General features: G+C 63.0%; 14 protein-coding genes and 1 tRNA gene. 6 read left to right on the top strand and 9 right to left on the bottom strand.

Annotated elements, in window-relative coordinates; all coding sequences use genetic code 11:
* Positions 1 to 1180: hypothetical protein (locus AB0H21_RS39670; RefSeq protein WP_358527021.1), on the bottom strand; the 1180-nt coding region annotated here is incomplete at its 3' end.
* A 689-nt stretch (positions 1181 to 1869) separates the two neighbouring features.
* Positions 1870 to 2142 carry a hypothetical protein gene (locus AB0H21_RS39675; protein ID WP_358527023.1) on the bottom strand — a complete coding sequence of 91 codons (273 nt, stop codon included), beginning with the start codon at positions 2140 to 2142 and terminating at the stop codon, positions 1870 to 1872.
* 58 nt (positions 2143 to 2200) lie between these two features.
* Between AB0H21_RS39675 and AB0H21_RS39680 the strand changes: the two genes are divergently transcribed.
* Positions 2201 to 2707 (top strand): hypothetical protein, encoded by a 507-nt coding sequence (locus tag AB0H21_RS39680; protein ID WP_358527025.1) that lies wholly within the window; start codon positions 2201 to 2203, stop codon positions 2705 to 2707.
* 158 nt (positions 2708 to 2865) lie between these two features.
* On the opposite strand, the gene AB0H21_RS39685 is transcribed toward AB0H21_RS39680, so the two are convergent.
* From AB0H21_RS39685 to AB0H21_RS39695, 3 genes are all read right to left on the bottom strand, one after another.
* Positions 2866 to 2935: transfer RNA gene (locus tag AB0H21_RS39685), tRNA-Arg, on the bottom strand.
* 183 nt (positions 2936 to 3118) lie between these two features.
* Entirely contained in the window at positions 3119 to 3769 is a 651-nt protein-coding gene (locus AB0H21_RS39690; protein ID WP_358527026.1) for an HAD family hydrolase, read from the bottom strand.
* A gap of 60 nt (positions 3770 to 3829) precedes the next feature.
* A complete protein-coding gene (locus AB0H21_RS39695; protein WP_358527028.1) occupies positions 3830 to 5911 on the bottom strand; it encodes an ATP-binding protein in 2082 nt (693 codons plus the stop codon).
* A gap of 156 nt (positions 5912 to 6067) precedes the next feature.
* Here AB0H21_RS39695 and AB0H21_RS39700 point away from each other — a divergent pair, with 156 nt between their 5' ends.
* Positions 6068 to 7129: a DNA cytosine methyltransferase gene (locus AB0H21_RS39700; protein WP_358527029.1), complete on the top strand. Its 1062-nt coding sequence runs from the start codon at positions 6068 to 6070 to the stop codon at positions 7127 to 7129.
* Between the two features lie 920 nt (positions 7130 to 8049).
* Here the strand turns inward: AB0H21_RS39700 and AB0H21_RS39705 are convergent.
* Positions 8050 to 8307 (bottom strand): winged helix-turn-helix domain-containing protein, encoded by a 258-nt coding sequence (locus tag AB0H21_RS39705; protein WP_358527030.1) that lies wholly within the window; start codon positions 8305 to 8307, stop codon positions 8050 to 8052.
* Between the two features lie 86 nt (positions 8308 to 8393).
* Here AB0H21_RS39705 and AB0H21_RS39710 point away from each other — a divergent pair, with 86 nt between their 5' ends.
* Both AB0H21_RS39710 and AB0H21_RS39715 read left to right on the top strand, forming a co-directional pair.
* Positions 8394 to 9215 (top strand): SAM-dependent methyltransferase, encoded by an 822-nt coding sequence (locus AB0H21_RS39710; protein WP_358527032.1) that lies wholly within the window; start codon positions 8394 to 8396, stop codon positions 9213 to 9215.
* Positions 9212 to 9547 carry a hypothetical protein gene (locus tag AB0H21_RS39715; RefSeq protein WP_358527034.1) on the top strand — a complete coding sequence of 112 codons (336 nt, stop codon included), beginning with the start codon at positions 9212 to 9214 and terminating at the stop codon, positions 9545 to 9547. Before AB0H21_RS39710 ends, AB0H21_RS39715 begins: the two co-directional genes overlap by 4 nt.
* A 159-nt stretch (positions 9548 to 9706) precedes the next feature.
* Here the strand turns inward: AB0H21_RS39715 and AB0H21_RS39720 are convergent, their stop codons facing one another.
* The 3 genes from AB0H21_RS39720 to AB0H21_RS39730 form a co-directional block, all read right to left on the bottom strand.
* Complete coding sequence (locus tag AB0H21_RS39720; RefSeq protein ID WP_358527035.1) at positions 9707 to 10324, bottom strand: guanylate kinase; 618 nt, start codon at positions 10322 to 10324, stop codon at positions 9707 to 9709.
* Positions 10321 to 11358, bottom strand: coding sequence for an AAA family ATPase (locus tag AB0H21_RS39725; RefSeq protein ID WP_358527037.1), 1038 nt, complete (start codon positions 11356 to 11358; stop codon positions 10321 to 10323). The genes AB0H21_RS39720 and AB0H21_RS39725 overlap by 4 nt, the downstream gene beginning before the upstream one ends.
* Positions 11359 to 11611: 253 nt before the next feature.
* The gene (locus tag AB0H21_RS39730) at positions 11612 to 11992 is read right to left on the bottom strand and encodes a winged helix-turn-helix domain-containing protein (RefSeq protein ID WP_358527039.1); all 381 of its coding nucleotides are present in this window, start codon (positions 11990 to 11992) and stop codon (positions 11612 to 11614) included.
* 138 nt (positions 11993 to 12130) lie between these two features.
* Between AB0H21_RS39730 and AB0H21_RS39735 the strand changes: the two genes are divergently transcribed.
* Positions 12131 to 12481, top strand: a complete 351-nt coding sequence (locus AB0H21_RS39735) for a hypothetical protein (protein ID WP_358527040.1) — start codon at positions 12131 to 12133, stop codon at positions 12479 to 12481.
* Positions 12481 to 13863 carry an FtsK/SpoIIIE domain-containing protein gene (locus tag AB0H21_RS39740; protein ID WP_358527041.1) on the top strand — a complete coding sequence of 461 codons (1383 nt, stop codon included), beginning with the start codon at positions 12481 to 12483 and terminating at the stop codon, positions 13861 to 13863. Before AB0H21_RS39735 ends, AB0H21_RS39740 begins: the two co-directional genes overlap by 1 nt.
* Positions 13864 to 13866: the final 3 nt, after the last annotated feature.

Genomic DNA, 13866 nt, shown 5'->3' on the forward strand with positions numbered 1-13866 from the left:
CCTCGCCGGCGTACAGGGTGCCCGGGTCATTGGAGCCGCGTGTGCTCCAGACTTTCACCCCGCCTGGGAGGAAGGTGATGTCTCCGTCGCCGCTCTTGAGCCCCTTCACGTACTCGGTGGCTATGCCGCTGACGGTGGCCTCGCCGGCGTACAGGGTGCCCGGGTCATTGGAGCCGCGTGTGCTCCAGACTTTCACCCCGCCTGGGAGGAAGGTGATGTCTCCGTCGCCGCTCTTAAGCCCCTTCACGTACTCGGTGGCTATGCCGCTGACGGTGGCCTCGCCGGCGTACAAGGCCGCGCCTTCCTGGGAGCCGAATTCGCGCCTCACGTGCATCGCGCCCTTGGAGAAGGTGAGGGCTCCGTCGCCCTTGGTCGACCCTTGGACCCACGGGGTGGTGACGCCATTGACGGCGGTGAGGGTTTCCACGATGGGATTGCGCACCTGAACGGTTGTGGTGAAGGTGTGCCGCTGGGTGCCGGAGCTGGCGATGAGGGTGTAGGTGGTGTCGCGCTTCGGGGCGTCGGCCGCGTCCAGGACCAAGGAGTACGGGCCATGCGACCCGGTGTGCTTGACCTTGGGAACGGGCTTCCGGCCACCGGGGAACAGGATCTCGTATGTGAAGTCGTCGGATCCCTCCCAGCTCAGCGTGACCTTTGTTCCGGCGTCCACTACGGCGTTGTCCGCGAGGAAGCCGCGCGGCGCCGGTATCTCCTTTGGTGCGGTCTTCACCAGCGCCACCGCCGTGTCACTGTTGCGTAGGACCCCACCCTTGTTTCTGCTGGCGGCCTCGGTCACCCGCAGCACGGCCAGTCCGGGTTTGGGGGCGACAGTGACGTTCTCCAGCGTCAGCACCATGTGGTCACCGGGGCCGAAACTGATTGCGCTACCGCCCTGGTCGGTGACCTGGAAAGCGAAGCCCTGCGCCTGGACGGTCACCGAACGGGTGCGGCCTGACTTGATGTCGGTGTACTCGCCTTTGGGGGTGATCGTGGTGAAGTCCTGGGTGAGGTCGCCGGCGCTGGTGCCGACGGGAACCGTCACCGTGATCTTGGAGTACGCCGTCTGCCCGGTGTTCGTGACCAGCAGGTACACCGTCCCCGTGGACTTGGACTGCCGCCCGGCCTCTGACGCCGCCAGGGGTGCCGGGTCGGTGATGAGGGTGTAGGTCAGCATGGTCAAGGTCGCGACTCCTTCTCTTGGAGGACGGCGCAGGCTGATGACCGACGCGCCCAGACAGGACCGAACTGGGTGGACAGGCAGCGATACGGGTGACACATCCGCACCCCGCCGCTTGTGACGAACCGCAGAAGATCACCCCTAGATCCAAACGCCGGCATTGGAGCGTGACAAGAGCACTCAAGGTCGCCATAGCAGGGCGACTTGGCAACATCCTCAGCGTCTTGACACGCATTCGGGCCATGCGTCACTGCGCCACGACGAGACGGAGCGGCGGCGCGGAAGGAGGGAGACATGTCCCTGACCCGGTGCAGGAACGCTCACCTTGCCGCCGTCGTAGCCACGCATCCGCGCGGGAATCCTGACGATCAATCTCGTTCGGCGCGAGCAGGCTTCGGGCTGCGACTCTTACGTCCTGGTCCTCGTGCTCGGTCTGCGCCTGGGGGAAGCGCTCGGTCTTCGCTGGGAAGACGTCGATCTGGACCGGTCGGAGATGACGATCGGCTGGCAGATTCAGCGGGTGAACCGGAAGCGCTCCATCGGGAGACCAAGACCCAAGCATCGGACGCCACGCCAGGAGGACCGGCGGATGCGCCTGCCGGTCACCCCGGAGACGCCCTCGGCGACGTTCGCCCGGCGCATCATCGGCGTGCACGTCCGCGACAACCTCCCCCGGCGAGGGGATGCGGATGTCAGCTTCGCGGTGACCGGCGGGGCGTGCCGGGCTGCTGTTGCGACAGCTGCGACTCCACGTGTTCGAGCCGCTCGGTGAGCTCTTTGATCCTCGCGCGGATCTCCACCAGCTCATCGGCGGTCACGGCAGGGGTGTCGTCGGCCGCGGTGCTGATCTCGCGGAAGTACACGCCCTTGCCCTGCTGGCCGATGACCAGCCCTTCGTCGGCCTTCGATCCGCTCGGATCTCGAATCCCATCGCACTCCCCAAGGTGGGGTGTTGCGACGACCACTAGAAGGAGAGCTGTTCCGGGGCCTTCAGATTGTCTGCAGGCCTGGCATACTTTGCCGGTGTCTGAGCAGCTGAAACGAGAGGCGAGCTCCCCCCGCGCCTGGCCGTGGCTGATCCTGGCGGTGCTTGCCTCGCTGGTGCCCTGGGCGCTCATCGCTGCGACGGCGAGCAGTGGTGTCGACCACATGCCACTCGTTTCCTTCGCGGCCCTCTTCATCGGCGCCGCTGCGCGCTCACTTTTCGCCCTGGACGCCTTCGTCGCCGGCGGCCTGCCGTTGCTCGTCCTGCTCGCGGCCGTCTGCTGCCGTCGATGGTGGTTGGCGGGGATGGCTGTCGCGGCTGTCCTCGGCGCTATGGCGGTCATCAACCTGGCGCTTTTCCTTAAAGCGTTTCCCGGTGAAATCATTGCAGCAGATGTCAGCGCGGGCACTCAGCCGGACTTCTACCTGAGCACCGGGAACTCCGGGACCGCCCTTCCTTCGGCGGTCGCCTATGCCCTGGCAGCGCTGGCGCTCGCCATAGGGTCGCGCCATGCGAAGGCGTCGGCTCGCCCCGTGGTTAGCTGAGTGCTAGCCACCACCTGGGAAAACGCCGTTGAAAGTGGATCGCGCATGGTTCGCGATCACTGGCCTACGACTGCACACGACGGCACTCGGCTGCATCTGATCGCTGCGAGGGGACATGTTGAGCCCCAGGTCAGAGGCTAAGTGACTGGTCAGGTGAGTGCCCCCGGCAGGATTCGAACCTGCGGCACCCGCTTTAGGAGAGCGGTTGCAATCCCGCACTGTCAAGGCTATTGACCTGCACCTAAGCGGGTAACGGCGCTCAAGCCCTTCTAGATCATTCCGTGCATATTACGCTCGCTGCCCTGCGCAAGCGTGTGTTGGCGCCTGATCATGTACGGACCTGTAGGCTGTATTGCCGTACTCCGCTGCTGTAAGGCGGGCATTCCCACTAGGCACGACCTGGGCATGCAGCTACGGCCACGACTGCAATATCTCCATGGCTTGGGTCACGTCAGAGACAACGTGATCTGCACCGTGATCGTCACTCAGACTAGTTCCACGATCGATCCAGATCGTACATAGACCGGCCGCCCGTCCGCCGGCCACATCAGCGATGAGGTTGTCCCCGATCATCCAACCGCCGCCATCGAGGGGGACGCCGCATCGCCTGGCCGCAATGTCGAACAGCGCGACTTCCGGCTTCCGAATCCCCTCGGCCTCCGACAGCGCCCAAGCATCCACGGCATCAGCCAGGCCGGTATTCCGGATCTTCCCGAGTTGATTTTCTGCCATCCCGTTCGTAACGATGCCCACCAACCACCCTGTGGCACGTAGATCCGCCAGCCCATCCAAGACCTCCGGCCGACAGTGAACGAGATGCGGCATCCTCCGGCGATACTCCCTCCACAGGTCATCCATCAAATCCGATAAGGCGAAGTGCTCGCGTACCTTTTCGAAAAAGATCTCACGGTGCGGATAACCTGCCGCGTTGAGAGCAATCAGCCAGTCAACCGCATCAGCGCCCAGTCGACGGCCATGGACGAACTCTTCGGCCCACGCTCGAAATGCCAGGTCGAGGTCAATGAGGGTGTTGTCTAAGTCGAAGAGCGCAAGTCGTCGCACAGCCGCTCATCCTACACATACCAATTTCCGTGGAGCAAGGGACGGCGCACACGTATGCGACTATTCGTCGATCATAGCGGGGTCTTCAGTTCTCGGCCCCACGCGAATTTCTTCGACCCGAGTCAAAAAGTCCTTGTGGGCGCGTTTCGTGGAATCAAGGAGTTCGTGCCATGTGCGGCGGTCTATTCGGGGATCCGTTTGAAGGGAAGACCGAGACGTCGAATTTAAATTATCGATACGATCCACCACGAGGGTTAATCGCCTCAGCGGAAATTGGCCCCCAATTTGCGGATTCTCTTCGAGAAACATCTCCAGGTCGTCGAGGTAGTTTACGGCTCGCAAATATTCCGGATCGGTAAGGCTGTAGTTCAGTCGCTTAATCTCCACGATCCACAATGCTCCAGCATCATGAAGCATTACGAAGTCTGGCTCTTTCCTCTCGCGGTTGATCGCACTTGTCACGATCTCGCGCCCGTGCTTCTTTTTGTACCACGCTTCGAAGGACGATCTCACTCTTTTCAATGATTCGTTCATGCCGAGAGGAGTCCACTCCGGAGCAAGTAGCCATGGTGCTTGTTCGATGAGTTCTTGAAGAGGTCCTTCTAAAGTAGCCGCATCCGCGACGAGCAGTTCAAGACGGGACAGCGCACCAATACGCTCCGATGCGACTTGCCCAAGGGAGTACATTTCGGCAATACGCGCCTTCTCGAACAGTTCGACCACCGCGTCTAGCGTGGTCTCCGATCCATCGGCAGCGTCATGGAGAGCATCGAGAAGGCTCCTATGCGGACCAAGAGAGAAAGCCAGTTTCACGACCCGCTCGACATGGTCAGGATCGTTTATCGCTTCTCGGTCCTTATTGTCCACCAGCAGTTTCGCGGCTTGTCTCACCGAATCGCGAAACTCTTTGTCCTGGGGGGCGACCTCCTCTAGCTTGGCGTCAAGTTCTGAGGCTGTGAGAAATTCATCCCACACACGCTGCCGCAAGGAGTCTTGACCTCGCGACGCCAGGTCCTTGATCAGCTTTTGGCCCCACTTGCGGAGGGCCTCTCCCAGATCAGAACTCCAGATGATATCTTGGCGATCGGAACGAACGAGATCTTCCCGCTCATCTAGCCATTCGGCATTTATGTGACCGACCAGATATGATCTTAATTTGAACTCGCCGGTAAAGCCGGCGCCTATACCGAAATCCCTTGTTTGGGCGACGAGCTTGCCGCGGGCGAAGATGCGTACCCCCGCCATAGCTTCGTCCTTGTAGGGCTGCTTGGAGTAGGCTACCCACCCGGAGACGGGTAGATGTTTATCTTCGTAGGGTACAGGAACGTCTGCTACATCAATCTTAGTACCGGGCAAAAAGTCAACTGCCAACTCACCTAGCACAAATGAGTCATTTGGATCTAGGCTGTTTACAACCGTTACCTTCCAGTCGTCCCGTTGAAGGCCGAACCGGGCAGCAAGTTGGCGGTTCAGATCGGCGCCGGCCGGGACTCTCTTCCTGGCGAAGTCACGTAGGATGACTTTGGTCCCTTTGTCCTTAGATCGTGTCCCGTCAAGGGGCCCCGGGTCGGGGTGATAGTCCTTATCTGTATCGTAGAGCATCTTCGGTAGCCGTAAGATCAAATGAGCAACTGGCCACCCTTCGTCGGTTTCCTTCGCTTCTATGCCGCCGACTGAAATGACCTCGACGGTTTGACAGATGCCAAACGGAGCAAGCTTCCCAATTCCCTTGCGACCCATGACCCGTCGTTCTTTTTTAAAAGATCTATCAGATTGGGTTCTTATTCGCCTATCAGAACCCACGGCGAGGTAATGTCGATTTACTTCCTTCTTCGTCATGCCGTGACCGTCGTCAGAGATTACAATCTCGAAGTTGACTGGCTCGGTGTCTGCGGTCGTGGCCGTTAAGAATCGCCCCCACGGCAGGGTCACAGTCACTTCTTCTGCATCGGCGTCGTATGCATTTGCGATCAACTCTGCCAGCACTGCCGAAACTCGGTCGTATAGCTTGATGCCAAGCTTGTCGATTGTGAGGCGACTGATGCGCATGGTGTAGCGGGCTTCGTCGTCTGGTGCTTCCACGCGGGTAGTAGCAAGGTCTCGCAGCTCCTCGAACGGGAGGCTTTCCTGGGAGCCGCTCATGAGAGGACCTTCTTCCGCGCCGTCGTCTTTGAGAGGCAAGCGTCGATGGGCACCCGCCCTGGGAGTGATGATTTGACCACAAACTGCAGCGAGATGTCCATAAGGGACCGTTCCATTGGCCTCTGACCTGGAATCTGACCCGTGATCATCTGTAGCATGCCTGGCGTGCCAAGTCCTACTGCTCTTGACCTTTTCGCCGGCGCTGGTGGAGCGACAGCCGGGCTAAAGGATGCCGGTTTTGTCCTAGTTGGGGCTGTTGAGAACGACAAGGACGCCTGTGCCTCATATGCCCGAAACCATCCTGATGTACGCCTATGGGAGGCTGACATTAGGAGTGTCCCGGCTAGCAAGCTGAGAGATCACTTGGGGTTAGAGAAAGGTGACCTCACGCTTCTTAAGGCGTGTCCTCCATGTCAAGGCTTCTCTACTTTAGCGGAAGGGCGCGGTGGGGTCGATGAGAGTCGGAATGATCTCGTCACAGATATAATTCGTTTTATTCGAGCACTAAGGCCGATAAGCGTCCTCCTAGAGAATGTCCCTGGCTTGCGCCGGGATAAGCGTCTAACGCGCCTTACCGATGCTTTATCTCGTCTAGGCTATAGCTGGCGTTCCTATATTATCGACGCCAAGGATGTTGGGGTACCGCAAAGACGGAAACGGCTGATTCTTCTCGCCGTCAAGGGGCGTCGGCAAGATCTTCCGAAGTCGCTTTTTGACTTAGTGCCACCTGAAGAGGTGTTAGAACCCAGAACCGCTGGTCAGGCGTTCGACGCCCTAGAATCTTGCCTTAGAAGTGGCGATCCCCTGAATCGCTATCGCAAGAGCAGTGCTGCCGTACTGGAACGAATATCTGCGGTTCCTGTCAACGGTACTCGGTTCGACCTTCCTGTAGAGCTTCAACTGAGGTGTCACCAACTAGTGGATGAAAAGAAATCCAGATCAGCCACCGCTTCCTACGGTCGTATCAGACGGGATGCCCCTGCGCCCACAATGACAACTCGCTGCACAACTCCAGCGTGTGGGTCCTTCATACATCCCACAGAGAATCGGGGAATATCCTTACGTGAGGCGGCCACCTTACAAACTTTCGCCCCGACGTACGAGTTCGTAGGCGACTATGGTTCAGTTGAACGTCAGATCGGGAACGCGGTTCCAGTATTGCTTGCACGATTTCTTGGACAGGCGGTTCTTGCAGCGCTTGACTTGAGCGCAGCGTGAGCTAACCCGTTGGCAAGCGGACCCGGAGCGCAGGGCCGCCAGGCCCGAGCACCGGAAGCCGCGCGGCAGCCGATCGCCCTAAGCACTTATGGCGAGTGCCGAAGTGTGCGATCGTCACGGTCTTAAGTGGTGACTTCTGCTGGTCTCTCGGGCGTGCGGGGCGGTGCGTGCCCGGACCGGCCGGAGAGCCGCAGCCGGGCACGCAGACCGCCCGGCGCGCCCGGCGGGCCGCGCAGCGGGCCGCCTTTAAAGACGTAGAGAAAGTTCTCATCCCGGCTCAAGGGCCGAGTTGTGTCGTGTCCCGGGAGATGCTTGACGCGGCGTCGGCTGACCTGCCTCGCAGAGGTGGCGCGATCATGAGGGAGGCTGGGGCGGCGCTGGTGGAGCTCAGCGTGGCGGGGCAGCGCACTGCTGTACTTGGAGAGGTAAGGATCCTGTTGTGCACCAATAGCCTCATCTCGACGTCCCATAGGCGTGACTCAGAAGGCAAAGGAAGCTGTCGCGAGTGGACATAAAAGGCTGCTGCCCGGAGAGAGGACCTTTCTCAAGGTGGGCGCCGTAGTACTCGTGGCTGGCGCGATCTTCTATGTCGGACATAGAGTCGGCGCGAACAGCACCGGGGTGGGATCGTCTACGGCTTGCACGCAGATCCAGGCGGACGTACAGTCACTCCGGGTTAGAGCCACGCAGGCTTTTTCGACTGACCCGTCTCAAGTGATGCGTTGGCGTGCATACGTCCATGCAGTGATCGAGAACGCCGCCTGCTTCTCCACTGCTGACGTCGCGGGCGCGCATGCGATGCTGGATGAGATCAACTCGATCCCCAGGTAAGGTGTGCCACCAGCGTAGGCATGGTGACAGTTGCCAATGAGCGGTCTACTCACCAGTTCCCTGCTCTGCTTTGTTGCGCCTCAACAGCTTCACTGGGGTGCGGACTCTTGTGGCTCCTCTGGCTCTGTGACAAAGGATCCCATGCCGGGCTCGGTGTGGATGAGGCCGTCTGCTCGTAGGGCGCGCATGACCTTCTGGGCGGTGGCGTTGGCGATGCCGAACTCTTCGATGATGGCGACGATCGAGGGGATGCGGTCGCCTGGCTTGTAGATGCCGGTTCGGATGCGTACGCGCATGATCGCGTGGACCTGGCGCCACCTGGGCTGATTCGGCTTCAGCTCGATCATGACGGCAACCGTAGGAAGCCATGTCACGCTTGGCGATGGACGGCACGCTATAGCGCGCTATGGCTTTCCATGCTTATGATGCCCGCATGGAAGCACCGGAGCGGGCTCCCTCCACAGGGGCGCAGGGAGATCTTCCGGGTCACCTGGATCTGAGTACGCCCAGCGTGGCGCGGATGTATGACTACTTTCTGGGTGGCAAGGACAACTTCCCCGTTGATCGCGAGCGGGCTGAGCAGGTGATCCGGCAGGCTCCGCACGTGCCGTTCATGGCGCACGCGAACCGGAATTTCCTGGTGCGGGTGGTGCGGTACCTCGTCGGCGAGTGTGGCGTCCGTCAGATCGTCGACATCGGGAGCGGGTTGCCGACGCAGGACAACGTCCACCAGGTGGCGCAGCGCATCGATCCGCGGACGCGGGTGGTGTATGTCGACAACGACCGGCATGTGCTGGTGCACGCGCGGGCGCTGCTGGCGGCCAATCCCAATACGCATGTGATCGGCTGCGATGTGCGAGAGCCTCTGACGATCTTGAGTGATCCGCACGTGCGGGGTGTGATCGACTTCTCCCGGCCGGTTGCGGTGCTGCTGTGCGCGATCCTGCACTTCATCGCCGATCCCGATGACCCTTACGGGATCGTCGCGACGCTGGTCAGAGCGATCACGCCGGGGTCCTATGTGGTGATCTCCCATGCGGAGCGGCATCGGGATCTGATGCCGGTGACGTCGGCCTACAACGGGGCGAACGCTTCGGCGGTGCTGCGCTCGGCCTCGGAGATCCGGGCCTTCTTCGAGGGCTTGGAGCTGGTGCCTCCGGGCGTGGTGCCTTTGCCGCGGTGGCGCCCGGAGGGACCGCTGTTCCTTGCCGATGACCGGGTGCGCGCGCTCGGCGGTGTGGGCTGGAAGCCATGATCATCCGTGAGCTGGCAAAGCCTCGGCATCCGGCCATCCGCGCGGCGTATCGGCTGCGCCGGGAGCTGGAGCCGTACGGCATCGCGGCGGACGTCAACGAGGGCACGGGCCTTGCCCTGGTGTCGGTGTGGGTCCACCTGGTCGTATGGTGCGGCCCCTGCTACCTGTGGTGGGCCGGCGGCGTGTCCCCGGTCACCGGGCGCTACACCTACCGGTACAGCCCTGCCGATGATCCTGTGACGGCGGCACGCCGGGTCGCCGACCGGTACTTCGAACTCAACAGGGCTTCGCCGATCTTGCCTGCTCCACCGATCACGGGCTGGCCCCTGTGATCGCAGCGATCGGCGACCACGCACCCGCGGGTGAGCACGGGCGAGGGAGGCATGATTGTGCTCACCTGCGGGTGCACTGGACTTACCTGTGGCCGTACGGCCTGGTCATTCCGGGCGGCGCGGTTTGTCACGCCTGCGGAACCTGGTGGCGGCTGGACCTCATCCCGCCGGCCGTGCTTGAGCGTCTTCCGGGCGGGACGCCGCGGCCTGAGGACGCTGCGCTGTGAGAGCGGCGAACGCCTCGGCGATTTCGCGGGCGGCCTGGTCGGGGCCGATGCGGTCGGTGTGGAGGCGTAGGTGAAAGAAGCCGTCGTCGGCGTTGGCCTGGAGGTCGGCCAAGGTCTCGTCCCATGCGGTGAGTCGCTGGGCGGTGTCGATGTCCCCGCGGTGCCCCGATCGCTGCTCGCAGACCTCACGCGACACCCACAACAGGACGCGCAACCACGGGGCTCGGCCGACGAGGCGCCGCAGATCGGGGATGTTGCCGATATGGGTAACCGGGATCAGTCCGGCGCCGGTCATGGCCTCGACCTCGGCGCGGTCGATGGCGTAGGTGTTGCCGTACCGGTGGGTCTCGGCGACCGTGCGGCCGGCCTGGCGCAGTTCGTCCAGGTGGGCGGCGGTGACGAGGTGGTATTCCTCGGCCCGGCCGGTGCCGACCTTCAGTTTGCGCAGAAGACGAAACCGCGGGTCGAGCCGGTGAAGCGCGCTGGTGGTGGTGCTCTTGCCGCTGGTGGGTGGGCCGTACAGCACGACGCCGTGAGCTGGTGTGGTCACGTCAGGATGCGCTTGAGGGCGTCGCGGGTCTGGTCGGCAAGGCTGATCGCGGCCCCTAGCCGGTTGTCGACCGTCAGGTGTGCGGTGGGCGGTGGGTTGTCGACGTCCAGGCCGGCAACGTACTCCTCCCAGTTCGCCAGCTTCCACGTATCCCGCGCGGCGGCGCGAAACTCGATGTACTCGCGCATGGACTCGGGATCACAACGAACCCAGATCGCCGCGACGTCAATGCCCTTTGCGGCGCACCGGTTCTCCAACCGGGTGAACCATGCCTCGTCGCGCAGCTCGGCGATGAACGGCGCTGACAGGATCGCCGAGGTGCCGCAGTTCAGGTTGTCCCACGCGGCTTCCATCAGGCACCGGTACTCCAGCGGGCGGACCTCTCTCAGGTACAACTCGGTGTGCCGGTCGTTGGCGTCGCTGCCGAGTGAGACCAGCAGCCGCTCGGCCATGGACCTGGTCAAAGAGTCCTTGTCTAAGAACGCCCAACCGGTGATGTCGGACAGGAACCGGGAGAACTCGGTCTTGCCTGACCCGGCGTACCCGCCGACGAGGACAAGGATGGGTTTCGGGTCTCCCCCTCCGTGGCGCCGTCGCCAGGCGTCGACCACGCGGGCGCGTAGCGCTGCCTGGGGTGAGCCGTCATCGGTGATGCCGTCGACCGAGACCTTGGTGAACGCTTCCTCGATGACCAGGGCCGCGGCTGTGTCGGCGGCGGGGTCGGCAGGCGCAGGCAATTCGGAAATCACAATTTCCGCTTTCTGTGATTCACCGGGCAACGGCAGACGAAATCCTAGGTCGGGCTCGCTGGACTGGTACAGCAGGCAGTAAGCACGGCGGTAGTGCGGGCCTGGGTAGATTGACCCGTTCTCGTGTCCCCAGAGCGTTTGGAAGTTGGCCGCGGGCACGGCCAGGCCGTGACGCTGGGCCGTCTCGCGTAGCTTGTCGCCGGCGCCTTCGAGGGTGAGGCCGTGGGCTTCGCGGTGTTCCCGTAGCTTGGCGGGGGTCCAGCCTTGGCGCCGGGTCGTCTTCAAGTGCATTCCTTCACGTTCACGCTCGGGGGTGGCGGACTGCTTCGGTGGTGCATGTGAAAACGCTCGTGTAAACCGCTGATGAGACGGCGTGAAGAAGCTTAGCTAGAGCCGCGTGATACAGAAAAGCCGCTGGCCACGGTGAACTTGAGCCATCCCACAGGGACGTAACCCGGCAGGGAGGCCACCATGAACAGCAGCGAAGAGCAGAAGGTCACCGAAGAGCTGGCCGCGATCCATGCGGAGCTGGAAGAGCTTACGTGCCGCGTCGGCCAGATCGTTTCGGCTCTTGGAAGACGGCCGTCTCCAGATCGGCAAGGCGCTTGCCGAGATCACCCAGAGCCGCCCTGATCTCGGCCAGTTGATCCAAGATCTCGCCGTTGCCGGCCGCCTGCTGCTCGTCGGCTTCGGAGCGTTCGCGGACGAAGACGCCCTTGCCTTGCTGGCCGATCACGTACCCCTCGGTCCTGAGCACGCTGATGGCCGACTTCACCACGCTCGCCGACACCTCGTAGCGCTGGCAGAGCTGGGCGATCGACGGCAACGCCCGGCCCGCGGGCAGAGCGCCGGACTTGATCTGCTCGCGTAGCTCATCGGCTATCTGCAAGTAGCCCGGCCGGCCGGTGTTCTGGACCATCTGTCTCCTTCGTTCCCCTCAAGTTCATCACGGCTCGGCCTTCTCGCCAACCAAGCGCCCATAGAACGCATTGACAACTTAGAATTCCAAGTGTTCTATGAGGTCTAGGCATCCACTGTTGGAAGGAACCCCGTCACCATGCGCACCATCCCGATCCCCGTCGACACCACCAAGCTCCAGTTCACCTGCGTCAAGGCCGCCCGGCCCCGCCTGGTCAACAAGGACACCGGCGAGATCAAGCGCGACAAGAACGGCAACATCGTGTACGAGGTCACGGTGTCGGTCGAAGACGACTTCGGTCGCCTCGAACTCCTCAAGATCGGCACCTCGGTCGAACCGGACATCACCCCAGGCGACGAGGTCACCCCGGTCAACCTGATCGGCTACGTCTGGGAACAGACCATCCAGGGCGCCACCCGCTGGGGCATCGCCTACAGGGCCACCGACTTCGTCCGCGCCACCTCCGGCATGCCCGCGGCGGTGGCGTGATGACCATCCTCGACCTCGTCCCGCGTCCGCTGCTCATCCTGCTCGGCGCCCTGGTCGTCCTGCGCGTATGGCGACGCCTGGCCCCCGTCTCCTACTGGTACCTGATCGGCTTCCCCCTCAAGGCGGTACGGCTGCGCTGGACCTGGCGGCACATCGCCTCCGGCTGCGGGCTGACCAAGAAACGTCACCGCTGGTGGTTCACCACCATCCCCGGCCTGGTCGCCTCGACCGGCGTCGTCCGGGTCAAGCGGCGCTTCCAGCGGGTCGCCGTCGACACCAAGCCATGGATGAAGCTGCCCCGGCCGGTCCGCCACGGCTGGCGCGTCACCTTCCATCTCCTCGACGGCCAGATCCCCGACGATTACGTCAAGGTTTGCGAGCGGCTCGCGCACGCCTGGCGCGTCGAAGCGGTGCGCGTCGTCGACTCGCGCCCTGGCCGCGTCACCTTGCAGGCGACCACACGCGACCCGTTAGCCCACGTCCTGCCCGCCATACCTCCTGATGAGCCGCGAGACGGCTGGACGGCCTCCGACCTGCTACGGCCGGTGGTGGGCGTCCTGGCGACCGGCGCCCCGTGGACGCTGGACTTCCGGCTCATCCCGCACTGGATGAACGTGGGCGCCACCCAATCGGGCAAGTCCAACCTGATCAACGCGCTGATCGTGGCGCTCGCCCGGCAGCCGGTCGCCATCATCGGCTTCGACCTCAAAGGCGGGGTCGAACTGTCCCCCTACGCGCCGCGACTGTCGGCCCTGGTGACGACGCGGGCCGACGCGGTCAAGCTGCTGGCCGAACTGATCGGCATCATGGGCGCCCGGATGCTGGCCTGTCGCGAGCACGGCGCCCGTGACATCTGGCAGCTTCCCGACGCGCTACGACCCATCCCCATCGTGATCCTGGTCGATGAGCTGGCCGAGCTGTTCCTGACCGCCGACAAGGCCGAAAAGGACGAGGTCACCAAGACCGCTACCGCGCTGCTGCGCATCGCCCAACTCGGACGGGCCTTCGGTATCCACCTGCTGCTGTCCGGACAGCGCATCGGCTCCGACCTCGGCCCCGGCGTCACCGCGCTGCGCGCCCAGATCGGCGGACGCATCTGCCACCGGGTCAACGACCCCGAAACCGCCGTGATGACCCTCGGCGACCTCGACCCCGACGCCCTCACCGCTGCCCGGTCCATCCCACCCGGCATGCCCGGCGTGGCGATCGTGACCGGCGCCGATGGCCGATGGTGCCGCGCCCGCTCCGGCTACGTCTCCACCACCGCGGCCGAACAGGCGGCGCACGCCTTCGCCGATCGGGCCCCGTCCTGGGACCAGGTCAAGGCAAGCGGCCTGGGCCACGAACTCGACAACGCCACTCAACCCGAGATCGCCGCCTGAAAG

This window comes from Sphaerisporangium sp. NPDC051011 (genome assembly GCF_040653595.1).
GTDB lineage: Bacteria > Actinomycetota > Actinomycetes > Streptosporangiales > Streptosporangiaceae > Sphaerisporangium.